19 protein-coding genes are annotated in these 24,958 nt (G+C 68.8%); 10 read left to right on the top strand and 9 right to left on the bottom strand.

What is annotated here, in order from left to right:
* The first annotated feature begins 80 nt into the window (after window positions 1-80).
* Window positions 81-2,042 (top strand): thiamine pyrophosphate-binding protein, encoded by a 1,962-nt coding sequence (locus ACZF5Y_RS05985; RefSeq protein WP_497534901.1) that lies wholly within the window; start codon window positions 81-83, stop codon window positions 2,040-2,042.
* Between the two features lie 233 nt (window positions 2,043-2,275).
* Window positions 2,276-2,974 (top strand): hypothetical protein, encoded by a 699-nt coding sequence (locus ACZF5Y_RS05980; RefSeq protein ID WP_497534900.1) that lies wholly within the window; start codon window positions 2,276-2,278, stop codon window positions 2,972-2,974.
* A gap of 548 nt (window positions 2,975-3,522) precedes the next feature.
* Here ACZF5Y_RS05980 and ACZF5Y_RS05975 read toward each other — a convergent pair.
* From ACZF5Y_RS05975 to ACZF5Y_RS05940, 8 genes are all read right to left on the bottom strand, one after another.
* Window positions 3,523-5,277: an amidohydrolase gene (locus ACZF5Y_RS05975; protein WP_497534899.1), complete on the bottom strand. Its 1,755-nt coding sequence runs from the start codon at window positions 5,275-5,277 to the stop codon at window positions 3,523-3,525.
* Window positions 5,278-5,319: 42 nt separating this feature from the next.
* Window positions 5,320-5,802 carry a DUF3237 domain-containing protein gene (locus ACZF5Y_RS05970; protein ID WP_497534898.1) on the bottom strand — a complete coding sequence of 161 codons (483 nt, stop codon included), beginning with the start codon at window positions 5,800-5,802 and terminating at the stop codon, window positions 5,320-5,322.
* Window positions 5,799-7,622, bottom strand: coding sequence for a nickel ABC transporter ATP-binding protein NikE (nikE, locus tag ACZF5Y_RS05965; RefSeq protein ID WP_497534897.1), 1,824 nt, complete (start codon window positions 7,620-7,622; stop codon window positions 5,799-5,801). The genes ACZF5Y_RS05970 and nikE overlap by 4 nt, the downstream gene beginning before the upstream one ends.
* Window positions 7,619-8,482 carry an ABC transporter permease gene (locus ACZF5Y_RS05960; protein WP_497534896.1) on the bottom strand — a complete coding sequence of 288 codons (864 nt, stop codon included), beginning with the start codon at window positions 8,480-8,482 and terminating at the stop codon, window positions 7,619-7,621. The genes nikE and ACZF5Y_RS05960 overlap by 4 nt, the downstream gene beginning before the upstream one ends.
* On the bottom strand, window positions 8,479-9,438 hold the full coding sequence (locus ACZF5Y_RS05955) for an ABC transporter permease (protein WP_497534895.1): 960 nt from the start codon (window positions 9,436-9,438) through the stop codon (window positions 8,479-8,481). Before ACZF5Y_RS05955 ends, ACZF5Y_RS05960 begins: the two co-directional genes overlap by 4 nt.
* Before the next feature lie 31 nt (window positions 9,439-9,469).
* Window positions 9,470-11,113, bottom strand: a complete 1,644-nt coding sequence (locus ACZF5Y_RS05950; RefSeq protein ID WP_497534894.1) for an ABC transporter substrate-binding protein — start codon at window positions 11,111-11,113, stop codon at window positions 9,470-9,472.
* 122 nt (window positions 11,114-11,235) lie between these two features.
* Window positions 11,236-11,748: a DUF3237 domain-containing protein gene (locus tag ACZF5Y_RS05945; protein ID WP_497534893.1), complete on the bottom strand. Its 513-nt coding sequence runs from the start codon at window positions 11,746-11,748 to the stop codon at window positions 11,236-11,238.
* A complete protein-coding gene (locus ACZF5Y_RS05940; protein ID WP_497534892.1) occupies window positions 11,745-13,439 on the bottom strand; it encodes a CocE/NonD family hydrolase in 1,695 nt (564 codons plus the stop codon). Before ACZF5Y_RS05940 ends, ACZF5Y_RS05945 begins: the two co-directional genes overlap by 4 nt.
* Before the next feature lie 241 nt (window positions 13,440-13,680).
* On the opposite strand from ACZF5Y_RS05940, the gene ACZF5Y_RS05935 reads away from it, so the two are divergent.
* The 3 genes from ACZF5Y_RS05935 (at window position 13,681) to ACZF5Y_RS05925 (ending at window position 16,925) form a co-directional block, all read left to right on the top strand.
* Entirely contained in the window at window positions 13,681-14,247 is a 567-nt protein-coding gene (locus ACZF5Y_RS05935; RefSeq protein WP_497534891.1) for a TetR/AcrR family transcriptional regulator, read from the top strand.
* 117 nt (window positions 14,248-14,364) lie between these two features.
* Window positions 14,365-15,351, top strand: a complete 987-nt coding sequence (locus ACZF5Y_RS05930; RefSeq protein WP_497534890.1) for an AraC-like ligand-binding domain-containing protein — start codon at window positions 14,365-14,367, stop codon at window positions 15,349-15,351.
* 161 nt (window positions 15,352-15,512) lie between these two features.
* On the top strand, window positions 15,513-16,925 hold the full coding sequence (locus ACZF5Y_RS05925; RefSeq protein WP_497534889.1) for an aldehyde dehydrogenase family protein: 1,413 nt from the start codon (window positions 15,513-15,515) through the stop codon (window positions 16,923-16,925).
* A gap of 263 nt (window positions 16,926-17,188) precedes the next feature.
* Here ACZF5Y_RS05925 and ACZF5Y_RS05920 read toward each other — a convergent pair whose 3' ends face one another.
* Window positions 17,189-19,297: a DEAD/DEAH box helicase gene (locus ACZF5Y_RS05920; RefSeq protein ID WP_497534888.1), complete on the bottom strand. Its 2,109-nt coding sequence runs from the start codon at window positions 19,295-19,297 to the stop codon at window positions 17,189-17,191.
* A gap of 167 nt (window positions 19,298-19,464) precedes the next feature.
* Between ACZF5Y_RS05920 and hpaH the strand changes: the two genes are divergently transcribed.
* From hpaH to hpaE, 5 genes are all read left to right on the top strand, one after another.
* Window positions 19,465-20,250: a 2-oxo-hept-4-ene-1,7-dioate hydratase gene (gene hpaH, locus ACZF5Y_RS05915; RefSeq protein WP_497534887.1), complete on the top strand. Its 786-nt coding sequence runs from the start codon at window positions 19,465-19,467 to the stop codon at window positions 20,248-20,250.
* Window positions 20,235-21,044 (top strand): HpcH/HpaI aldolase family protein, encoded by an 810-nt coding sequence (locus tag ACZF5Y_RS05910; RefSeq protein ID WP_497534886.1) that lies wholly within the window; start codon window positions 20,235-20,237, stop codon window positions 21,042-21,044. Before hpaH ends, ACZF5Y_RS05910 begins: the two co-directional genes overlap by 16 nt.
* Before the next feature lie 115 nt (window positions 21,045-21,159).
* Window positions 21,160-22,692, top strand: a complete 1,533-nt coding sequence (locus ACZF5Y_RS05905) for a fumarylacetoacetate hydrolase family protein (protein WP_497534885.1) — start codon at window positions 21,160-21,162, stop codon at window positions 22,690-22,692.
* Between the two features lie 2 nt (window positions 22,693-22,694).
* Window positions 22,695-23,372, top strand: a complete 678-nt coding sequence (locus tag ACZF5Y_RS05900; protein WP_497534884.1) for a GntR family transcriptional regulator — start codon at window positions 22,695-22,697, stop codon at window positions 23,370-23,372.
* 52 nt (window positions 23,373-23,424) lie between these two features.
* Window positions 23,425-24,921, top strand: coding sequence for a 5-carboxymethyl-2-hydroxymuconate semialdehyde dehydrogenase (gene hpaE / locus ACZF5Y_RS05895; protein WP_497534883.1), 1,497 nt, complete (start codon window positions 23,425-23,427; stop codon window positions 24,919-24,921).
* The last annotated feature ends 37 nt before the right edge of the window (window positions 24,922-24,958 follow it).

The following is a 24,958-nucleotide window of genomic DNA, read 5'->3' as shown; positions in this document are numbered from 1 at the left end:
AGGGGCGCTGCTGCTGAGCGAAGTCGCCGGCGAGACATACACGGTTCCCTGTATTTCGTGTCCCTCCCGAAGGATCTGTGATGTCTGACACCACTCTCGTGCGCGCGCTCGCGACCGCACTCGCACCCCACTCCGCCGTCTCGTTCGGCCTCATGGGCAACGGCAACGCCCACCTCATCGAGCAGTTGAACGCGCTCGGCCTCCGCTACGTCGCGGTGCGCCACGAGGCCGGCACCGTCGCCGCCGCCGACGCCTACACGCGCGTGAGCGGCAAGCTCGCGATCGCGACCACCACGTATGGTGCCGGCTTCACAAATGCACTCACTGCACTCGCCGAAGCGGCGCAGGCGCATACCCCCATGCTCATCGTCGTCGGCGACGCGCCCAGCACGGGCCCGCGCCCGTGGGACGTCGATCAAGAGATGCTCGCGGCCGCACTCGGCATCCGCACGCACACCCTCTCGGTGACCAACATCGAACGCACGGTGGATCGCGCGGTCGCCTACGCACTGCGCGTGCGCCGGCCCGTAGTGCTCGCAATTCCCTACGATCTCGTCTCATCGGCCGTCGCGGCGCCCGCCGCACTCGGGGCTTCCGCTGTACCCGATACTGCCGCCGCATCCGGCGCACCCGATACCGGCATCGACCTCGATGATCCCGCGGTTATCGCGGCACTCTCGGCATCGGTCGCGGGGTCGGCGGTGGCGTCAGCGTCATCGACCTCGGCTGCGACTGCCTCCGGCTCCGCCTCTGGCCCCAGCGCCGGCTCCTCGAGCACCCTCGCTGCCGGCCCCGCGACGTCATCGACCTCGATCGTGCAGATGCGGCCCGCAGACCACCAGGTCGAGGCCGCCGTGCGCGCACTTCTGGGCGCCGAGCGCCCGCTCCTGATCGCCGGCCACGGCGCGCACCTCGCCGGCACCTCCGCTGCGCTCGGCGAACTCGCTGACGCGCTCGGTGCTGTTACCTCCTCGACCGCACTCGGTCGCGGGCATTTCCCGGCGCCGCAGTTCGATCTCGGTGTGACCGGCGGATTCGGGCAGCACGCCGCCATGGAACTCGTCGAGACCGCAGACGTCGTGCTCGTCGTCGGCGCCACCCTGAACCAGTTCACGATGCGCTTCGGCGATCTCTTCGGCGCGGGCACCACCGTACTGCGCGTCGACACGGAACAGGTTGCGGCGCCGAAGACCAACCGCCCGATCACCCACCAGTTGCTCCAGGGCGACGCGCTTGAGACGGTAGAGCGCATCCTTGCGGGCGTAACCGCCGTGCGTGAAGCCCGTGCTGCGGGTGCTGCCGGTGGCGACCGTGCGGCAGGTGGAGAAGCGTCCGCGACCTCCGGGGCCGGCGCGGGCTGGCGCGACCGCATCGCCGGGCTTGAGCCCGATGGGGCGCTGCGCGCGCGCAGTGCCGGCATCTCGGGAGGCCTCTGCGCCGACGGACGCCTCGACCCGCGTGCCGTTGCCGCTCGCATCGCCGAGTTGCTTCCCGCAGAGCGCCACGTGACCACCGATGGCGGGCACTTCCTCGGCTGGGCGAACATGTACTGGCCGGTGGAGTCCCCCGAGCGCATGATCATGGTGGGCACGGCGTACCAAACGATCGGCCTGGGGTTCTCGACGGTGGCCGGTGTGGCCGCCGCGGCGCCCGGAACCACGACGGTGCTCAGCACGGGCGACGGCGGCGGTCTGATGGCGCTCGCCGACCTCGAGACCGCGATCCGCACAGCGTCGAGCTGCGTGATCGTGGTCTGGAACGACGGCGCGTACGGCGCCGAGGTGCACCTGTACGGCGCGATGGGTCTCGACGAGGGCCCTATGCTCATTCCCGATGTCGACTTCGCAGGGATGGCGTCGGCGCTCGGGGCGACCGGCGTGCGGGTGCGCGGCCTCGGTGACCTCGATGCGCTGCGCACGTGGGCGGAGAACGGGGCGTATGGCACGATCCTGCTCGATTGCCGGGTCTCGCGCAGCGTCGTGGCCGAGTACCAGCGCGAGATCCAGCGCGTGAACGGCCTCGACGTCCCCGACGCCGAGTAGGTCCTGCGCCGACCCCGCCCGCGACCTCTTCGCGAGCGCACCGGTTTCTCTCGAGCGCACCCGATCTGCGCCGGTGCACTCGCACGAAACCGGTGCGTTCGAGATGCCATCCCTCACCCTGCTCGCTGCAGCAGTCTCACGATGTGCGCATCGTGAGACTGCGCGGGTCGCCCGGGCACGCGAATGCCGTGCGCAGTGAGCACCCCGGCCAATCCTTCGAGGGTTCTGCTGTCATGGGATTCCAGGCGCAGGAGCGGCTTGCCGGTGTGAGCCGTGATGCCATGATGTCGACGTTTTTCGGCGAAGAACGCTTGTTCAGGCGTTCCGCCGCGCACGAAAGAATCGAGATATTTCGCTCGGCCGTCGCACTCGATGAATACCTGTGCATCGACGAGTTCGAGGTCGACGAAGTACCGTCCGAGCTGCGGCACGACGACTTCGACCTGCAATCGAACCTCGAACCCGAGCTGCACGAGCCGAAAGCGCGCGGCGCTCTCGAACGGAGAATCGGCTCGCGGGTCTGCAAGGAGTCGCAACGCACGAACCGCTCGAACTCCGCGGCGCTCACACGAGGTTTCCGCGATCCTGCGCATGCTCGATTGCCATGCGTGCCATGCGGCATCGTCGACGACTTGCCCACGCCGGGCGCGTGCACGGAGCGACGCATCGGCGCACGCGAGGGCGAGAGTGAATCGTTCGGTTCGTGCAAGGTCAGCAACCGCGGGTTCGGCCCGCGTGACTCGCAGCCCTTCGATTTCCTCGATATCTGCGGCATGCACGTGGCTGCGGTGCCGCACGATCGCGGGTGTGGCGCCGCCTCGCCCTCCCGGCTGACCCAGTACATGCACGCGTCGAGTGTCGGGAATCGCTGCGCGCGCCGCTCCGCACACCCAGTCGCTCCATGCCGGGAGTCCGTGCAGCACCGCCGCTGACCGATGCGAAAACGTCAGCCGAGAATTCGCCGCGCGCTGCGCTGCGACGATTGCGGAAAGGTGCTGCGACTCGGGAACCGAGTTTCGCCAATACTCCCCCGCGACGTACCACCCCGCCCTCAGGCGCACGAAGTCGCCATGCGCGACCGCAAGCGCCAGACCGCGGGCGGTGACGCCTGAACGCGCGAGTTGGTTGCTGGAGGTGAGCGCGTCGGTCGCCCGCGTCAGTTGTCTGCCGAGATCATCCACCTCACGAGCATGCGGCACGTGACCGCGCAGGCATCGGGTATCCACAGGTTCTGATGCGAATGGCACCCGGGCCTGGCATGTGAGCGGATCACCTGCGCCCCGAACGCACCACTTTCTGCCGAGTGGACCGGCCCCCAAAGGGTTGCGCTCGAGAGAAAGCGGTGCATTCGGGGAGAGCGTGGCGGCGCGGGCTCAAGCGGCGGAGCAGAGGCGCGGACGCTCGGGAGAAAGTGGTGCACTCGAGGAGAGCGTGGCGGAGCGGGCTCAGGCAGGGCTCAGGCGGGGCACGCGGCGCCGCCCTAGCGCGTCTCTGCCTCGAACACCACGCGGCCGGCGACGATCGTGGCGGCCGTCGCTGTGGCGAGCACCGCCGCAGCGGGCCCGTCGAACGGGTCACGCGTCGCAATCGCGAGGTCGGCGCGCTCGCCGACGCGAATGCGCCCGGCGACTCCGAGCACCAGGCTCGACGAACCACTGGTGTAGGCGGCAACGCTCTCGGCCAATGTGAGCGCCTGGGCCGGGTCGAGTGCCTCAGCTGCACCGGCAACACCAGCACCCTCACCCCCCGCCACCGAGTCCGGCGCCGCCGGCAGCGACCGGTTCACGGCGACGTGGATCGCGAGCCACGGGTCGGGTGGCGAGACCGGCCAGTCCGAGCCCATCGCGAGGTCGGCGCCGCCGTCGGCGAGGGTGCGGAACGGGTAGCCGCGCCGCATCCGCTCCTCGCCGATCATGGGGACGACGTGCTGGTCGGGTGCGGCCCACAGCGCCTGCATGTTCGCGGTCACGCCGAGCGGCCCGAAGCGGCGGGCGTCATCGGGGTGGATCATCGAGAGGTGCGCGACATGGTGCCGCGGCCCCGGTCCGTTGGCGGCGCGGGCCGCCTCGACGGCGTCGAGTGCCACGCGGATTCCGCGATCCCCCATGATGTGCAGGTGCAGCGCGAAGCCGGCGGCGTCGAGCTGCTGCACAACGGCGCGAATGGCGCCCTCCTCGAAGTGCAGCTCGCCCGAGTCGGGCGCGGCATCGGGATCGCCATGCGAGCAGTAGGGCTCGAGCAGTGCAGCGGTGCCGCCGTGGGGCACCCCATCGATCATGGCCTTGGCGGTCGACGTCGCGAAGCCGGCCGCCGCGTTCTCCGTGCGAAGCCGCACGAAGCGTTCGACCAGCTCGGGCACGTCGTTCTCGCGCAGACCGGGGGCGATCCAGAGCGCACCCGACACCCGGCTCGGCAGCTCCGCCGATGCAATCAGCTCGCGGTACGCTGCCGAGCAGTCGGCTTTGCCGTTGTACTCGCCGAGAATCGCTTCGTGCCAGCCAGTGATGCCGAGCGACCACAGGTACTCCTGCGCGTTGAGCAGGCCGGCGGCGATTTCTGCGTCGGTCGACGACGGGATCACCCGGCCGACGAGTTCCGCAGCGGTTTCGTTGAGATACCCCGTCGGCTCCCCCAGCGCGTCGATGTGGATGTGCCCGTTGTGCGGCTGCGGCGTCGCGGCAGTCACGCCGGCGAGCTCGAGCGCACGCGAGTTCACCCAGAGCGTGTGGTGCCCCGCGTCGGAGAGCGCGACCGGGCGATCGGGCACGATGGCGTCGAGCTGCTGACGGGTCGGGTGCGGAAAGAGCTCGTGGCTCCAGCCGCCGCCGGTGATCCAGGTGTCTCGGTCGGCACCGGTACCCGCACCGGCACCACCAGCCGACTCGCGCGAGGCATCTCGAATCACCTCCAGCGTCTCGTCGACGCTCCGCGCTCCACTGAGGTCGCAGCTCAGTCGCTCGACCCCGGCGAACGCGGCGTGCACGTGCGCATCGACGAAACCGGGCGTGATGAGCCCGCCTCGCGCGTCGATTACCCGGGTGTCCGAGCCGCGGAGCGCGAGCACGCGCTCGTCGGAGCCGACTGCCACGATGCGGTCTCCCCGCACCGCCACGCCGGTGGCGTCGGTGCGCACGCGGCCGTCGAACACGCGACCGTTCACCAAGCAGAGGTCGGCGGGTGCGGGCTCCGCCGCAACGTCGTCGCGATGGTCGGTGTGACTGTCGGTGGGGGTCATATCATCGCTCCTTCGAGATGAGGCTGCCGCATGCGGCGTGGATCAGACGAGCCGGAACACGCGGATGACCACGTGCCCTGGCTCGGGCCTCGCGTACCCGATGAACTGGGACGCGGTGAGCCACTCCAGTTGGGGATGCTCGGTCTGGAAGACGAACGCGGTGCGGTAGTAGAGCGCGTCTTCTCCGACGTACTCGCCCGATTCGAGGCGCGCGAGGCCCCCTTCGTCGGTACGCCAGTATCCGCGGTTCACCACGTCGATCGCGGCCGTCACACCCCCGTCGAGTTCGGCCTCGATGATGTACCGGGCGTCGAGGCGCACGGTGAGCCCTCGACCGTTCCACCAGTCTCCGCCGCCGGGCAGAATGCGGCCGCGCAGGCGCGGGCCGTCGAACATGCCGCCGGTGATGGGGGCGAAGTGCAGCCCTTCCTCCGGAGTCGATCCGCCGATGGGCAGCGCATCGGCTACGGCGACGCGCAGTTCGAAGCAGTACTCGAACGCGGGCGTGAGCAGGGTGTCGGTCATGCGGGGTCCTTCGGTTCGGAGATGCGGCCACGAGTGCGGCCTCGGTCGAGATCGTAGCGAGGTGCGGCGGCGACCGGCCCGGTGAGGGTCGGGATCGCCGACGTGCGACCGAGGCGGCGCCGGCGCGGCACCCACCCCTCGCGGGGAATCGAGTCGAGCAGCAGTCGCGTGTACTCGGCCTGCGGGTCGTCGAGGATTTGCTCGGCCGTTCCCGCTTCTTCCACGCGCCCCGACCGCATCACGATGACACCGTCGCACAGTCGCCGGATCACCGTGAGGTCGTGGGTGATCATGAGCAGCGCGACGCCGGTCTCGCGGCGGATGGTGTCGAGCAGGCCCAGAATCTCGACCTGCGTGGTGACGTCGAGCGCCGAGACGGCCTCGTCGAGTACCAGCAGCTCGGGTTCTGCGGCGAGCGCGCGGGCGATGGCAACGCGCTGGCGTTGACCGCCCGAGAGTGCGCGCGGGCGCGCGTCGAGCAACTCGGGGTCGAGCCGTGCCTGCGCGACGAGCTCGGCGATGCGTGCGGTGATCTCGGGCTGAGATGCCCGCTTGCGGTGCACGCGGATCGCCTCGGCGAGGCACTGGCGCACGGTTTGGCGGCGGTCGAGCGACTGGTACGGATCTTGGAAAACCATCTGCACGGTTTTCGCCCGTGCCCGACGCTCCGTTCCGCCTCGCGCCGGCGTGCTCCAGTCGTCACCGGCGACGGTGACCGTGCCGGCATCGGCGCGTTCGAGACCGCAGATGATGCGGGCGGTGGTCGATTTGCCTGATCCGGATTCACCGGCGATGCCGAGCGACCCGCCAGCTCGGAGTGCGAATGCGACGTCGTCGACGGCAACGAACGTTTCGCGGGCGCCTCCAGCTCCCCGCACGCGGAACGTCTTGCGCAGACCCGCGACCTGCAGAATCGGCTCGGGCGCTTGCTCGGAAACGGAAGCGGACGCGGTAATGGAGTCCTCAGCGGCGTCGGTGAGCTCCGCGGCACCCGAGATACCGGCGACATCGGGCGCAGCCTCAACCGATACCGCCCGCGCCGTCCCATCGCCCAGCGACGCCGACATGAGCACGCGGGTGTACTCGTCACGGGCGTCGGCGCGCATGGTGCGGGCGTCGAGGGTCTCGATGGTGCGCCCCTGGCGCATCACGACGACGCGGTCGCAGACGGCGCCGGCGAGCGCGAGGTCGTGGGTGATGAACAGCAGTGATAACCCGCGATCGCGACGGAGGTCGCCGATGAGGGCCATGACCTCTTCTTGGGTGGTGACGTCGAGCGCCGTCGTGATCTCGTCGGCGAGCAATATCTCTGGGTCCATGGCGAGCGTCGCCGCGATCATGACGCGCTGCAGCAGCCCGCCCGAGAGCTCGGCGGGGTACTGTCGCAGTCGCCGAACGGGATCGGTGATCCCGACCTCGTCGAGCAGTTCGGCCGCCCGCCGTGCTGCGGCGTCGGGACGCACTCGCCCGACGGTCACCTGCGCCTCCGTGAGGAAGTCACCGATCGTGCGGAGCGGGTTGAGGTGAGCCCGGGGCATCTGAAAGATCATGCCGAGGCGGCGCGCACGCAGTTCGCGCAGTTCGGCGGGCGGGGTGCGCTCGAGGTCGTGGCCGAGCAGTCGTACGGTGCCGCCGGTGCGGAAGTGAGCTGGGAGCAGGCCGGCGACAGCGCGGACCGAAAGGGTCTTGCCCGATCCCGATTCACCGACCAGACCGACGGCCTCGCCGGCTCCCACGGTCAACGTGCAGTCGTGCACGAGCTGATGCTCGGGCGTCGCGATGGAAAGGTGGTCGAGATCGAGTACTGGGGCTGCGGTCATCGTTCCTTCTCCTCTGCCCAGGTGGTGATGCGTGCCCCGATGATGCTCACCGAGAGCACGGTGATGACGACGAGGATCGCGGGGTACATCGACTGCTCGGGTGCTCCGGCGAGAATGCCGGCCTGTCCGCTCGCGATCATCGACCCCCAGTCGGCGGCGGGCGGCTGCTCTCCGAGCCCCAGGAATGAGATCGCGGCGAGGTCGAGCATGGCGTACCCGAATCCGACCGCGACCTGCGCCGCGACCACCGGGACGAGCGCGGGCACGAGGTGCCCGAAGCAGATCGCGAGGCTCGAGACGCCCTGCACGCGGAGCGCGGCGATGTAGGGTTTGCCGAGCTCCCGAGACGCCGCGGTCTGCGTGAGCCGGGCGACGACGGGAATGTAGGCAATCGACAGCGCGATCACCGGAGCGACCACGCCCTTGCCGAACATCGCGACGGCGAGCACTGCGAGCACGAGGCCCGGAATGGCGAAGATGACGTCGATGACGCGGGCGATCGTGCCGCGGACGATCCCGCCGAACCAGGCGGCGACGATCGCGAGCGCCGAGCCGAGCACCGTCGAGAGCAGTACGACTGCGATCGGGGCGATGACGCTCGTGCGCGCGCCGGCGAGCACCCGGGAGAGGATGTCTCGCCCGACGTCATCGGTGCCGAACGGGTGTGCCAGCGAACCCACCCCGTTGATGTCGCCCACCGAGAGTTCGTTGGGGTCGTAAGGAGCGACCGACGGGCCGAGTGCGGCGGCCAGCGCGACGAGGCCGAACACGATCAGGGCGCTACGGAACAGCCAGTCGGCGCGTGCCGCCCGCTGCACCGCGCGCGGGGTTCGCCCCGCGGCGAGTTGTGCGACGCTCATGCGATCCTCCCGGACCCGACGCTGTCGGGGTCGATCAGGGCGCTCACGAGGTCGGCGACCGCGTTGAGCACGACGAAGATGGTGACGAGCAGCAGGGACACCAGCTGCACGACGGGCAGGTCTTTGCGAGCGGCGGCCTCGGTGAGCAGGGACCCGATGCCGCCGAGCCCGAACGCCTGCTCGGCGATGGCCGACGCGGCGAAGAGCCCGGCGACCGTCGTACCCGAGATCGCGAGAATCTGCGGTGCCGCGTTGCGGAAGACGTGCACCCGGAAGATGCGACCGCGCGGAATGCCTCGCACGCGTGCGGTTTCGACGTGCTCGGAGTGCAGCTGGGCCACCAGCGAACTGCGGGTCACCCGGCTGATGTAGGCGATGAACATGACGGCGAGGGAGATCGCGGGCAGGATCAGGTGCCACACGCGATCCCACCCGCCCGCGCCCTCGCCGTACACCGGGAACCAGCCGAGCGACTTCGCGAAGACCCAGATGAGCAGGATCGCCACGACGAAGGTCGGCAATGCCATGCCGAGCGCCGTCAGCAATCCGATCGCTCGGTCGACCCGGGGCCCGCGAGTCGCCGCGAGTACTCCGGAGCCGACGCCCGCGAAAAGAATGATCACGACGGTGAGCAGTACCAGTTGCAGGGTGACCCCGAAACGCGGTGCGATGAGCGTGAGCACATCGGTCTTGTAGACGAAGGATCGCCCGAAGTCGCCCGAGAACACCCCGCCGAGCCACTGGAGGTAGCGCGACCAGATCGGGTCGTCGAGGTGGTACTCCGCACGGATCTGCGCGACCAGATCGGGGGTCGGCTTCGCACCTCCCGCGAGAGCCGCGATGGGGTCGCCCGGGGTGAGGAGCAGCGCGGCGTAGATCACGATGCTCGCAAGAAACAGGGTGAGCAGGAGCCCGCCCAGTCGGCCCGCGAGTGCGCGCACGAGTGCGGTGTTCATGGCGATTCTCCGTTCGCGCTGCCCCGCTGCATCACTTGCCGCCGAGGTGCAGCGCCCAAGGGCTGCTGTACATGGCGACCGAGCTCGTGATGCCGCTGAGATCGTCGTTCAGGTAGCTCAACTGATAGGCGCCGGCGAGGGTGACCTGCAGCATGTCGGGAGCGAAGATCTGCTGCGCGGCGACGAACTCGTCGGCCGCGGTCTGCTCGTCGGTCGCGGTGCGTGCGGCCTGCATGTGCGCGGTCACCTCGTCGTTCCGGTACCCGCTCCAGTTGAAGACTCCGCCGAGATCCTCCGGCAGCATGAAGAGCGTCGGGTAGCCGAGCACGCCCGGCGTCTCGAGGTAGCCCTGCGTCGCGACGAAGTCGATGCCGTCTCGGGCCCCCGCGTCGTAGAACATCGCCCCGAAATCTGAGGCCTGCATCTCGTTGATCTCGATGGTAAGCCCGATCTGCTTCGCGGCGCTCTGCACGATCTGCGCGGTGTTCTTGAACTCCGTGGCGCCGGCTGGTACGGCGAGCACGAGCGGACGACTGACGTCTTCGCCGCTGTCGGCAACGAGCTGCTTCGCGGTATCGAGGTCGACTTCGGGTGCCGGCAGCGCGTCGTAGCCGGCCTGGTAAGTGTCTGCCGCAGCGAGCTCCTGGAAGGTGAACGGCGGCACGATGGTGCGCTGCACTTCACCGAGCCCACCCAGCACCGTCGAAATGTACTGGTCGCGATCGATCGCAAGACTCAGCGCGCGCCGAATGTCGGGGTTCGCTGCCGGTCCCTCCGACGTCGTCGGCCCGAAGCTGTACGAGGCCGTCGACGGCCCGACGATCAGGCTGCCCGCTCCGTCGCCCTCGAATGCGGCGCGCGAGCTCGGCGACACGTTGAGTGCGCCGTCGATCTCACCCTGTGTGAGCGCGGTCGCGAGCGTCGAGGAATCGGTCACGAAGACGTACTTCAGCGATTGCACGAGGGGCGCGCCGTTCCAGTAGTCGGGGTTCGCCGTGGTGACGATCTCGCTGCCCGGCTTCCATCCGCCGTCGGCGAGTTCGAACGGGCCGGTGCACATGAGACCGCCGTCAGACGTGCCCAGTGCGTCCCCCGTGCTCGCACCGTAGGCGGCGCTCATCACCGCGCCGCCCTGCCCGGCGATCGCATCGCGGAACGCCGAGTCGGGCGCTGTGAAGGTGAGCGTCACCTCGCGGTCGCCGGTCGCCGCAATACTGTCGACGAGCGCGAAGGCGCTGAACCACTGCGACTCGGGGGAACGGTTGCGCTCCAGGCTGTAGACCACATCGGCTGCGGTCAGCGGACTGCCGTCCCAGAACGTCACGTCGTCGCGAAGCTCGATCACAAAGGTCGTGGGGGTCGTCCACTCCGCACTCGTCGCGACCCCGGGCTCGACCGAGAAGTCGGGCTGCAGCGAGAGCAGATTGTCGCAGAGGTTCGGAATGATGAGGTTGGCCGATGACACCGGGTCGAGCGTCGCCGGCTCCCCCTCCAGCACCGACCAGGTGACCTCGTCGACGGGCTGCGTGCCGGCGGGCGTAGAGGCGACGAGGTCGGCCGCGCTGATCGGCGACCGATTACCGCTCGAGGCGGAGTCGCGCGGTGCGCAGGCGGTGAGGCCGAGCAGGGCGACGGCGCCGAGCGCGAGCCCGGCGGTGAGTGCCGTTCGTTTCATGATGTTTCCTTTCGCGGGTGCGACCGGTCGTCGTCGACTCGGCCGCGCGGTTCGGGGTGGATCGGAGATGATCTGGGGTGGCCGTGGCCGACGACTGCGACCACTGCGTGATGCCGTCGGTGTCAGCGCAGCACGAAGACGCGCACACACACTTGCCCGCGGTCGTCGCGCGCGAGCCCGACGAACTGGTGCTCGGCGAGCCAGCGGTGCGCGGGGGCGTCGGTCTGGAAGACCGGGGCCGTGCGGAAGTACAGGCCGTCGGTCGTCTCGGGCAGGTCCTCCCCCGCTTCCATGCGGCTCAATAAGTCGGGGGTCGCGCGGAAGTACCCACGGTTCACGATGTCGATCACCGCTCCGTCATCGGCGCGAATCAGGTAGCGGGCCTCGAGTTCGGCGGTGCCGGATCGCGTGACCGCCCAGTCGCCGCCACCCGAGAGCACCTCCCCGTTCAAAGCCGGGCCGCGCACGCTGCCGCCGGTCACCGGGGTGAAGCTCAGCGCCTCGTCGACGCCTCGCCCGATGTGGTGGTCGGGGGCGATCGAGGCGCGGATCTCGAAGACGAACTCGAGACGAGGCACGGGCAACTCGGCCAGCACGGCCGGGTCGGTATGCAGGGTGCGAGGATCGACGGTCATGCGAGGGCTCCGTTCAGCACGGGGAGTTCGATCGCGCAGGCGTCGGCGCCTCCCACGATCATGGTTTGGGTGTTTCGCGCGGTTTCGAGACCGTCCGTCCAGGGGTCGCGCCCCGTGCCGGGTTGCGGCAGGAACTCGGGGTAGTCGCTGCTCGACACGTGCACGCGCAGCCGGTGGCCCGCGCGCAGCAGGTAGCCGATGTGACCGAGATCGACCTGCAACTCACCCCCGCGCTCGGCTTCGCGCAGCTGCCGCTGCCCGCGGGCGATGCGCAGCGCGGTGCCGTCTGGAGCGACGTCGAGCAGGCGCACGAAGCAGTCGAGCACGGGGCCCGAGGAGCGCACGTTCACGGTTGCGGTGACGGGGCCCGCCAGTTCGACATCGGTCTGTTGCTCAGCGCCGGTGAAGACGAGCACATCGTCGCGGTCGCCGATCGGGGCCTCGTTCGGCAGGTGGAGCAGATACGAGAAGGCATCGGGAACGGTTGACGGAACCAGGTGGTCGGGGTTGTGCGCCCACTGCAGTTCGCTCGTCGAGGCGGGGCGATCCACCACCAACTCGCCTTCGGCGGTCGCGAACCGGGTCTCGTGCCGCACATTCGCCGGCGGCCAGACGGTCTCCACACGCTCCTCGTCGGTGCCCGCCAGGTTCCACACCACGCGCGGAATGTCTTCGGCGGCGCCGTTGCCGCGCACGAACACCTCGAAGAACGCGAGCGCGGGGTCGAGCGTGCGCGGCAGAATGTCGCGGATCTGTGCCTCGGTGCGATCCGGCACCCGATCGCCGGGAGCCTCGATGAGCTGATAGCTCTCGTGATCGATCGATTCGATGCGCAGGTGGTGATGCGCATCCCAGCCCGGCCGCGTCCGAATCTCGGCGACATCGGCCCACGAGAGCGGTGCGCAGTTGTCCCACCACCCGATCGTGTGCAGCACCGGCACGGAGCGACCCGCGAATGGACTGCCGGCCGGGAAGCGCGGCAGCGTCACGGGGTGCGGCACCCACTGGTCGTACGAGATCGAGCGCGAGCCGGCCCAGGTCTGGAACGCTTCGGCTTGCGCCTCGAAGTCGCGTCGCGACCAGTCGGGCTCCCACAAAAAGGTGTCGTTGCCGTGGAAGTGCGTGAGCGGGTACAGATTGGTGATGCCCATCTCGACCGCGCGCTCGCGGGCGTCGGCATCTCGGTGCACCGGTTCGCCGAGCGCGGTGCCGGTGACGCGCGGGGCGATCGCCCGGAGTGCCGGGTGCCCGCTCGCCGCCGCAGCCCACTGCGTGTAGCCGTAGTAGCTGTCGCCCCACATCGCCACCCGGCCGTTCGACCAGGGCTGCGCAACGATCCAGTCCAGGGTGTCTTCACCGTCGCGGACCTCGTTCACGAAGAGCAGCGCATCGCCCTCGGAGCGGAACTTGCCGCGCACGTCTTGCGCGACGACGCGGTATCCATGAGCGAGGAAGTACTCGGCGACCAGCGGAATGAACGTGTACTCGCCGCTCTTGTCGTAGGGCAGGCGGATGAGAATCGTATCCCCCGGGGTCGCATCGCGCGCTGCGGGGTCGGCGGTGCCGCCCGTGCCCGAGCTCGCGGGCAGATACACGTCGGTGGCGAGGTGCACACCGTCACGGGTGCGCACGCGCTCCTCAGTGGCGAGCGCACTCAGCGGTGCGGCTTCGATGCGCAGGTAGTCGGCCATGTCACTCCTTCGAGACGGGTCGATATAGGCAATCGCGCGGTGCGGATGCCGAGTCCGGGCGGTGCCGGTGGGATCACTGTAAGGACGATGTTAGTAAATAGTCAAGTCTGACTAGACAATTTTTACTTCGTCGAAATCATCGCTAGTCTTCGAGGGGAGCCTGCACGTGCAGGTCGCGCTGCGAAGCCCCGGCCTCGCCTCGGCACCCGGCATCCGCAGCCCGCTTCAGAGAGGATTCGCCATGGCACGCCCTTCAGTCGCCGACGAGCGCCGCGAGCAGATCATTGCCGCCACTCTCCAGACGATGGCGCAGCACGGCATCAGCGGCACGACGCTCGATCGCATCGCCGACACCGCCGGCATGTCTCGCGGCCACGTGCGTCACTTCGTCGGCAACCGCGACCGACTACTGCTCGACACGGCGCGGGCGTTCTACGCCGCCCCGGCGGTGCTGCCCGCCGAGATCGACGATCTACCGGCCGCGCTCAACTACCTCTTCGGCGACGAGTTCGCGAGCTCGAGCGCCGACAACGCCATCGTGCTCGCGTTCGTCGAGCTTGCGCGATCCTCCCCCGACATCGCCTCCGTGCTGGCCGAGGCCTACGGGTCGGCCCGCGAGCGTCTCATCGAGTTCATCGCAGCCGCGCACCCCGATGCGGCAACCCCGCTGCACGAGGTCGCAGCTCAAGGCGTATTGACGACCGCGCTCGGCAACGTCTTCATCGGCGACTTCGACCGCGAGCCGCAGCGCACCGAACGATCGCGAGCGGCCGTCGACGCGCTACTAGGGGCGCTCAAGCGCCACTGAGCCAAACCCGCAGCCCTTCACCGGCATCTCGGTGTATCCTCTCCGCAGAGGGCACCGGCGCCGACGGGCGCGGGCCGCAGCTCCCCGGGTTCCCGGGCACGATCGAAAGCATCTTTCATGGCACACGCAGCGACGCGAGCCGACCACGTGGCCGGAGCGACCATCGGGGGCGACGCGCGCGCACGCGACATCGAAGGGTTCCGGCGCATCGTTTCTTCGTCGTTCGTGCCACTGCAGGTGTCGGCCGAGCGATCCGGCCCGTTCGAGGCACGTATCGCATCGGCGGATGCCGATGATGTGGTGTTCACCGAGGTCGCGGCCCGACCGCACCTCGTCGAGCGTACTCCCGAGACGATCGCCCGCGGCGGCAATGGCTTCTATAAGGTGAGCCTGCTGCTCTCGGGTTCGAGCATTATCGTGCAAGACGGCCGCGAGATCGTCATGCGCCCCGGCGATCTCACGGTGTACGACACCTCGCGACCGTACTCGCTGCTGTTCGGCGAGGAATTCCGCAACCTGATCATGATGTTCCCGAAAGATCGGCTCGAACTTCCCGTGGCCTTCACCGATCAGCTCACAGCGGTGTCCCTGAACCGCGAGGACACGGGCCTCGCTCCCGTCATCACGGCGTTTCTGTCACAGTTCCCGGCGCAGCTCACCACGCTCGACGACCGGGTGCGCGCGAAGCTCGCCCACACGAGCATCGACCTGATGTCGACCCTGTTCACCCACATTCTCGATACCGACCCGGTGCAGCGCGATCCGCACCGCGTGCTGCTGCAGAAGATCACGGCGCACATCGACTCTGAACTCGGATCGCCGGATCTCTCCCCCGACAGCATCGCCGCCGCGCACTACATCTCCACGCGCCACCTACACGGTCTGTTCCGCGAGACCGGCACCACGGTCTCGACCTGGATTCGCGAGCGGCGACTCGAGCGCTGCCGCACGGACCTCATCGATCCGGTGCTCTCCGACCGCACCGTGTCGGCGATCGCCGCCCGCTGGGGCTTCACCGATGCGGCGCACTTCAGTCGTATCTTCAGAACGGCGTACGACGCGTCTCCGAGCGACGTGCGTCGCGGCGGCGGACCACCCGGCTGAACCGATCCGCCCTTTACCGGTGCGGCGGGAGATCCACCCTCGCCCAATCGCACCCAAGCGTGCTCGAATCGTCAAGGCGGCTGCCCCGTGAGACAAGCGCGCACACGCGCTCCGCTCGTAGCCTGATCTCATCAGGATCCGGATCTCGAAGCGGAGGACCCATGCACACCTACGACAGCTTGCTGGCAGCCATCACCCCGACGGGCGGTGAGACCCGAGAGGTCTTCGACCCCGCGACAGGCGCCCGCATCGGCACGGCCCCGGTCGAGGGTCTCGACGATCTCAACGCCGCGATCGATCGCGCCGAGTCCGCGCAGGCCTCCTGGGCAGCACTGCCCGACGCCGATCGCATCGCGACCCTGCACCGCGCCGCAGACGCGATCGAGGCATCATCCGAGGCCCTCGCCGAGCTCCTGTCGCGCGAGCAAGGCAAGCCGTTGAACGGCCCCAACGCGCGCTTCGAGGTCGGCGGATGCGTCGCCTGGACGCGTGCCGCCGCCGATACGCCGCTGCCGGTCGAGGTCATCATCGATGACGAGTCGGGCTACGCCGAGATGCACTACCGTCCCCTCGGTATCGTCGGCGCCATCTCGCCGTGGAACTGGCCCATGATGATCTCCATCTGGCAGATCGCACCGTCGCTGCGCATGGGCAACACCGTCGTCATCAAGCCCGCAGAGACCACATCTCTGTCAGTGCTCGCACTCGTCGCCGTGATGAACGAGGTGCTCCCAGAGGGCGTACTCAACATCGTGGCCGGCCCAGGCCGCACCGTCGGCGACGCCCTCACCCGGAGCCCGAAGATCGGCAAAATCATGTTCACGGGTTCGACCCCGGTGGGCAAGCGCATCATCGAGGCGTCCGCCGCGAACGTCGCGCGCCTCACGCTCGAACTCGGCGGCAATGACGCCGGGATCGTGCTGCCCGATGTCGATCCCGCCGCGATCGCGGAAGACCTGTTCTGGGGCGCGTTCATCAACACCGGTCAGACCTGCGCGGCGCTGAAGCGTCTGTACGTGCACGACTCGGTCTACGACGCGGTCGTCGATGAGCTCGCAAAGGTTGCCGCCGCCGTGCCGATGGGCGTCGGGCTCGAGGAGCAGAACGTGCTCGGGCCGCTGCAGAACCGCGCACAGTTCGAGGAGGTCGATCGCCTCGTCGAGTCGGCAAAGGCCTCGGGTGCGCGCGTGGTGCTGGGCGGCGAGCCGGATCGCGACGCCGTGGGCAACTTCTACCCGACCACACTGATCGCCGACATCGATCCGCACAACGACCTCGTGGTCGAGGAGCAGTTCGGGCCGGCCCTCCCGATTATCCGCTACTCGGATCTCGACGAGGTCATCGGGCTCGCCAACGAGCTCGAGTTCGGTCTCGGCTCCTCGGTGTGGTCGTCGGATCGCGCCAGCGCCCTCGCGGTCGCCGCGCGTTTGCAGGCGGGCACCACGTGGATCAACTCGCACGGCGGCCTGCACCCGATGATCCCGTTCGGCGGCGCGAAGCAGTCGGGATACGGCCGGGAGTTCGGCGTGGCGGGCCTGAAGGCCGTCGCTGAACCGCACGTCATCAGCGGCTGACGCGCACCACCGCTCCCTCGCGAGCTCCCGGCGGGCCCTCTCGCGGGCTCGCCCTGCCTGCGCTCGGGCTCGCCCTGCCTCGAACGCACCCCTCTCGCACGAACGCACCGGAAAACCGAGCGTACATTCGCGAGAAAGGGGTGCGTTCGGCACGGGTTGCGCGCCGTGGCGCGTGGCTCACCCTGCGGAGCCCCAGCACCCGCCCGAAACGACTGAGGGGCTGGATCCAGATGGATCCTGCCCCTCAGTTGTGACGCGAGAAGTTACCAGCGCGGCTTGCGCTTGCCGTCGGAGCGATCCGAACCGAAGTCGCGGCCGCCACGGTCGTCGCGGTTGCCGTAGCCGCCCGAACGCCCACCGCGATCATCACGATTGCCACCGTAGCCACCGCCCGAACGACCGCCACGGTCGTCGCGGTTGCCGCCGTAGCCACCGCCGGAGCGTCCGCCGCGATCGTCACGGCTGCCGCCGTACCCGCCGTCGCGCCCACCGCGATCGTCGCGCGACCAGCGATCGCCGCCGCCCGAACGCCCACCGCGGTCGTCGCGATCGCGACCGTAGCCGCCGGAGCGCCCACCGCGATCGTTACCGCCGCGATCGCCACGATCGTAACCGCCGCGGCCGCCACGACCACCGCGGTCGTCGAAGCCCTTGCCGCGGGGCGCAGGGCCGTTGTCTTCGCGGAGGTTGATCGGCTTGCCACCGATCTGCGTGTCTTCGAGGCGCGCGACCGACTCTGCGGAGAGCTTGGCGGGCAGCTCGACCAGCGAGAAGTCATCGCGGATCTGGATGCGGCCGAAGTCGTCGCGGGTCAGCCCGCCCTCGTTCGCGATCGCACCGATGATCTGACCGGGCTGCACGTTCTGGCGGCGGCCGACCTCGATGCGGTACATGCGGAGGTCGTCGCGGCGCTCGCGTGGGCCGCGGTCTTCGCGGGCCGGGCGGTCGCGGCCGCCGGCGGAGTCGTCGAGGAACTTCGCGGCCTGCTTGCGGTCGCGCTCGAACTTGCGGTCGTCTTCTTCGGTGAGCAGCAACGGGCGATCGCCCTGCGACACCACGGCGAGTGCGGCGGCGACGTCGGTCTCGGGCACATCGTGGTGACGCACGTAGTGCGCGATGATGTCGCGGAATGCGTCGATACGACGGGTCTCCGAGAGCGCCGAGGTGATCGCATCGTCGAAGCGCGAGAGACGGGTCGCGTTGACCTCATCGATCATGGGCAGCGGCATCTGGGTGAGCGGCTGCTTGGTCGCCTTCTCGATCGCCTTCAGCAGACGCTGCTCGCGAGGCGTGACGAAGCTGATCGCGTCGCCGGTACGGCCGGCGCGACCGGTGCGGCCGATGCGGTGCACGTACGACTCGGTGTCGATCGGCAGGTCGTAGTTGATGACGTGGCTGATGCGCTCGACGTCAAGGCCGCGCGCGGCGACGTCGGTGGCGACGAGAATATCGAGTTTGCCGTCTTTCAGCGCCTGCACGGTGCGCTCGCGCTGCGCCTGCTGGATATCGCCGTTGATGGCGGCAGCCGAATAGCCACGAGCACGGAGCTTCTCGGCGACCTGCTCGGAGTCACCACGGGTGCGAGTGAAGACGATCATGCCGTCGAACTCTTCGACCTCGAGAATGCGCGTGAGCGCGTCGAGCTTCTGCGTGTACGACACCACGTTGTAGCGCTGCGTGATGTTCGAGCTCGTCTGCGTCTTGCCGGCGATCTTGATCTCGCGCGGGTCGTTCAGGTGCTGCTGCGAGATGCGGCGGATCTGCGCGGGCATGGTCGCCGAGAAGAGCGCGACCTGCTTGGAGCTCGGGGTGTCGGCGAGGATCGTCTCGACGTCTTCGGCGAAGCCCATCTTGAGCATTTCGTCGGCTTCGTCGAGCACGAGGAACTTGATCTGCGTCAGGTCGAGCGATCCGCGCTTCAGGTGGTCCATGATGCGGCCCGGCGTACCCACCACGATGTCGACGCCGCGGCGCAGCGCGGAGAGCTGCTGGCCGTAGGCCTGGCCGCCGTAGACGGGGAGCAGGTGCACGTCGAGGTGAGTGGCGTAGCTTTCGAAGGCCTCGCACACCTGGAGTGCGAGTTCGCGGGTGGGGGCGAGCACGAGTGCCTGGGGCACTCCCTGGCCTGGAGTGATGCGGGAGAGGATCGGAAGTGCGAATGCAGCGGTCTTGCCGGTGCCCGTCTGTGCGAGGCCGACGACGTCGGTTCCCTCGAGCAGCACGGGGATGGTCGCGGCTTGAATCGCGGAGGGGGTCTCGTATCCGACCTCCGTTACCGCGCGGAGCACCTCGGGCGCGAGGCCCAGGTCGGCGAAGGTAATGCGCTCGCCCTCAGTTTCGGTCGGGGCAGCGTTCTCGGAAGAGGTCATCATACTAGTCTACCCCGTTCCCGCATGCCGCGAGTGCGCACGCCGTGACGTCATCAACCCGGCGCTCGCGGTCCATTCTGAGTTCACGCACGCCGCACCAGCGGGACCCTGGCGTCCGCGCAGTCAGATCGTATACGATCTACCCAACCGCGAACGACAACGGAGGTCACGTGCTCGAGCAGACGCAGATTGCAGCCATCGCCGACGAACTGGTGCAGGCGGACAAGGATCGCGCGATCCTCCCCCGGCTCACCGCCCGCTACCCCGACATGGTGATCGAAGACTCGTACGCCATTCAGAAGGAGTGGTCGGATCGCCGCATCGCCGCCGGGGCCCGCCTCGTCGGGCACAAGATCGGTCTCACCTCGAAGGTGATGCAGGTCGCCACGGGCATCAGCGAGCCCGACTACGGCGTCATCCATGACGACATGGTGCTCGAGTCGGGCGCGACGGTCGAGTTCGACAAGTTCTCGAACGTACGCATCGAGGTGGAGCTGGCGTTCGTGCTCGCGAAGCCGCTCTCGGGGCCGAACGTCACCCTCTTCGACGTGCTCGACGCGACGGCGTATGTCGTGCCGGCGCTCGAGATCCTGAACTCGCACCTGGAGTTGGAGGGTCGCACCATCGTCGACACCATCAGCGACAACGCTGCAATGGGCGCGATGGTTGTCGGCGGTCGCCCGGTGCGCGTCGACGAACTCGACCTCACGTGGGCGAAGGCCCTGCTGTACCGCAACGAGACCATCGAGGATTCGGGTGTGGCCGGTGCCGTGCTCGGACACCCGGCACTCGGCGTCGTCTGGCTCGCCAACAAGCTCGCGCAGCACGGCCAGTCACTCGAGGCCGGCGAGATCATCCTTGCCGGTTCGTTCACGAAGCCGATGTGGGTGGAGCGCGGCGACACCGTGCACGCCGACTACCACGAGCTGGGGTCGGTGACATGCCGATTCATCTGAGCCTCCCGGAGACCCTGCGGGATCGCCTGGCTTCCGCGGACCGCGCCCTCATCGGCCTGTGGGCCTCTGCCAGCAGCCCCGTCACCGCCGAGATCGTCGCCGGCAGCGGGTGCGACTGGGTGCTACTCGACGCCGAGCACTCCCCCAACGGCCTCGAGTCGGTGCTCGCGCAGCTCCATGCGATGTCGGCATATCCGGTCGCGCCCCTGGTGCGCGTGCCCTTCGGCGACACCGTGCTGCTCAAGCAGTTCCTCGATCTCGGCGCGCAGAACCTGCTCGTGCCGATGGTCGATTCGGCCGAGCAGGCCGAAGAGATCGTGCGCGCGGTACGGTATCCGCCGCGCGGCGTGCGCGGCGTCGGCTCGGCCCTCGCCCGTTCGGCCCGCTGGAACCGCGTCGAGGGCTACCTCGGTCGAGCGGACGAGACCATCAGTTTGACGGTCCAGATCGAGTCTGCGGCAGCCGTCGCCGATGCCGAACGGATCCTCGCGGTGGACGGCGTCGACGCGATTTTCATCGGCCCGTCGGATCTCGCGGCGTCGATGGGGCTGCTCGGTCAGCAGAACCACCCCGATGTGGTCGCCGCGGTACTCGCCACCATTGAGCGCTCGGTCGCCGCGGGCAAGCCCGCCGGCGTCAACGCATTCGTTCCGGACGACGCGGAGCGGTACATCGCCGCCGGCGCTGCGTTCGTCGCCGTGGGAGCGGACGTCGCGATCCTTGCCAGGCAAACCGAAGCACTCGTTGCTCGATTCGTCGGCGACAGCGCGGCGCCGCAGCGGGCCTCGTACTAATCCTGCAGCGGCACGTGCCGCATGTACGGAGTTTTCGAGCCGGCGGAGAGTGCGCCCTCGACAACTCGAACCAGATCGTATACGATTTCAGATACAACGAAGAAGTGAGGCCCCGATGACGTATGGAATCGAGCATCTCGGCATCGAGACGCCTGGCAAGGTCATTGCCGTACACCTGAACTACCCGTCGCGCATCGCGCAGCGCGGCCGTACTCCGGCGCAGCCGTCCTACTTCCTCAAGCCGGCGTCGTCGCTGGCGCCGACCGGCGGCACCGTCGAGCGCCCCGCAGGCACCGAGCTGTTGGCGTTCGAGGGCGAGATCGCACTCGTCATCGGCGAGCCGGCCCGCAACGTCTCCCCCGAGCAGGGCTGGCAGCACGTCGCCGCGGTCACCGCCGCGAACGACCTCGGCCTCTACGACCTGCGGGCCGCCGATAAGGGCTCGAACCTTCGCAACAAGGGCGGCGACGGGTTCACCCCGATCGGACCGCGCGCAATCTCGACGGCGAACATCGGGCAGGATGCCTGGCGTGTACGCACCTGGGTCAACGGTGAACTGGTGCAGGAAGATACGAGCGATACACTCGCGTTCCCCTTCGGCCGCCTCGTCGCCGACCTGTCGCAGCACCTCACGCTCGAGACCGGCGACGTGATCCTCACCGGCACGCCCGCGGGCTCCTCCGTGGTCGTGCCCGGCGACGTCGTCGAGGTGGAAGTCGACGCCCCGTCGGCGCCGGGCGCCCCGACCACCGGTCGCCTCTCGACCACCGTCACGCAGGGCACCACCGCATTCGGCGACTTCGGCTCGAAGCCGCAGATCGACGACCTGCAGCGCATCGAGGCGTGGGGCGATGAGACGGCGCACGCCGCTGCGGTCGCTGATGGCCGAGCCACCCCGCTCGACGCCAACACCGAGGCCGCACCTGCGGTACCCGCGCTGACCGATGAGATCCGCACGCAGCTCGACGGCGTCGCGGTCGCCACCGTTTCGGCCGCGCTCCGCAAGCGGGGCTATGTCGACATCTTCATCGACGGTGTGCATCCCAACCACGAGGGCGACACGATCCTCGGCACCGCGAAAACGCTCCGTTTCATCCCGTTCCGCCCCGACCTCTTCACACGGTTCGGCGGCGGCTTCAACGCCCAGAAGCGCGCGTTCGACACGGTGAACCCCGGTGAGGTGCTCGTCGTCGAGGCGCGCGGCGTGCCCGAGACCGGCACCGTCGGCGACGTACTTGCGCTGCGCGCGCAGGTGCGCGGTGCCGCGGGCATCGTCACCGATGGCGGCGTACGCGACTTTGCGGCGGTGCAAGAGTTCGACATCCCCGTGTTCTCGCAGGGGGCGCACCCGAGCGTGCTCGGCCGACGCCACGTACCGTGGGAGGTCGACGTCACCGTCGCCTGCGGCGGCGCAGCCGTGCAGCCCGGTGACATCATCATGGGCGACCGCGACGGCGTCATCGTCATCCCGCCGTTCCTGCTCGCCGAGGTGGCCGCCGAGGCTGCCGCGCAGGAAGCCGCGGACGCGTGGGTCGCCGAGCAGGTCGCGGGCGGCGCCCCCGTCGACGGACTTTTCCCGATGAACGCCGAGTGGCGGGCGAAGTACGACGCCCACGTCGCCGGCCGCACCGCAGAAGCGCAGGCCTGATCATGGCTGCCGAGTCCAAGTCCGAGATCGCCTACCGGCTGATTCGCGAGCGCATCGACAGCGGCCAGTACGTTCCGGGATACCGTCTCGTGCTGGCGCCGATCGCGACCGAGCTCGACATGTCGGTCGTGCCCGTGCGCGAGGCGATCCGCCGCCTCGAAGCCGAGCAGCTCGTGACGTTCGAGCGCAACATCGGCGCCCAGGTCGCGCTCATCAAGGAGACCGAGTACCTGCACACCATGCAGACGCTCGCGCTCGTCGAGGGCTCGGCGACTGGCCTGGCGGCGCCCGACATCACGGCCGACCACATTCGACGCGCACGTGAGATCAATCAGACGATGCGCGAGACGCTCACCGGCGCGTTCGACCCGCAACGCTTCACCGCGCTCAACCTCGAGTTCCACAGTGTGCTCTTCGAGGCGTGCCCCAATCCGCACATCCTCGACCTCGTGCACCGTGGATGGAACCGCATGAAGGTGCTGCGCAACTCCTCGTTCAGTTTCGTACCCGGACGCGCCGCCGAGTCGGTCGACGAGCACGAACAGATTCTGCAGCTCATCGAGCAGGGCGCCGATCCGCTCGAGATCGAGCTCGCGGCCCGCGCGCACCGCACCGCGACGCTCGATGCCGTCCTCGCGTACACCGAGGAGCACCACCACGCCGAACCATCGGCATCCTGACTCCCGCACGCTCCACGACTTCCATCCCCACCGCACACTTGGAGGACTCCGCATGACCCACCAGAAGCCCGCAGGCCTGCCCGACCGCATCCGCCACTTCATCGACGGCAAGTTCGTCGATTCGGTCGGCGGCGAGACGTTCGACGTACTCGATCCCGTGACCAATGAGAACTACATTCAGGCGTCCGCCGGCCAGCAGGCCGACATCGACCTCGCCGTCGCCGCGGCCAAGCGCGCGTTCCGCGAGGGCCCCTGGCCGAAGCTGCTCCCCCGCGAGCGCTCGCGTATTCTGCACAAGGTCGCCGACATCGTCGAGTCGCGCGATGCGCAGCTCGCCGAACTCGAGAGCTTCGACTCGGGCCTCCCGATCACGCAGGCGAAGGGCCAGGCCCGTCGCGCGGCCGAGAACTTCCGCTTCTTCGCCGATCTGATCGTGGCCCAGCACGATGACACCTTCAAGGTGCCCGGTCGCCAGATCAATTATGTGAACCGCAAGCCCATCGGTGTCGCCGGGCTCATCACGCCGTGGAACACCCCGTTCATGCTTGAGTCGTGGAAACTCGGCCCCGCCCTCGCGACCGGCAACACCGTCGTGCTGAAGCCGGCCGAGTTCACCCCGCTCTCGGCGTCGCTGTGGGCCGAGATCTTCCAGGAGGCGGGCATTCCCGACGGCGTCTTCAACCTGGTCAATGGACTCGGCGAGGAGGCCGGCGACGCCCTCGTGAAGCACCCCGACGTTCCCCTGATCTCGTTCACCGGCGAGAGCAGCACCGGATCGCTGATCTTCGGCAACGCCGCCCCGTTCCTCAAGGGCCTGTCGATGGAGCTCGGCGGCAAGAGCCCCGCGGTCGTCTTCGCCGACGCGGATCTCGATGCAGCGCTCGATGCGACCGTCTTCGGCGTCTTCAGCCTGAACGGCGAGCGCTGCACCGCGGGCAGCCGCATCCTCGTGCAGCGCGACATTTACGACGAGTTCGTCGAGCGCTACGCCGAACGCGCGAAGAACGTCGTCGTGGGCCTCCCCTCTGACCCCGCGACCGAGGTCGGCGCCCTCGTGCACCCCGAGCACTACGCGAAGGTGATGAGCTACGTCGAGATCGGTAAGGGCGAGGGTCGACTCGTCGCCGGCGGCGGCCGCCCCGACGGCTTCCCCACGGGCAACTACGTCGCCCCGACCGTCTTCGCCGACGTCTCCCCCGACGCCCGCATCTTCCAGGAGGAGATCTTCGGGCCGGTCGTCGCCATCACGCCCTTCGACACCGATGAGGAGGCGTTGGAGCTCGCGAACAACACCAAGTACGGCCTCGCCGCCTACATCTGGACGTCGAACCTGAAGCGCGCGCACAACTTCTCGCAGTCCGTCGACGCGGGCATGGTGTGGCTCAACTCGAACAACGTGCGCGACCTGCGCACCCCGTTCGGCGGCGTGAAGGCGTCCGGCCTCGGCCACGAGGGCGGCTACCGCTCGATCGACTTCTACACCGACCAGCAGGCCGTGCACATCACGCTGAACGAGGCGCACTCGCCCAAGTTCGGCGCCGGCAAGTAACCCCGACCGCACCGTTCGCGCTGCACTGACGCACAAG

The sequence above is a fragment of the Leucobacter sp. WKLB1 genome (assembly GCF_059696215.1).
Note: the sequence above shows the minus strand (reverse complement) of the source record. Positions and strands in the feature narration are given on the sequence as shown.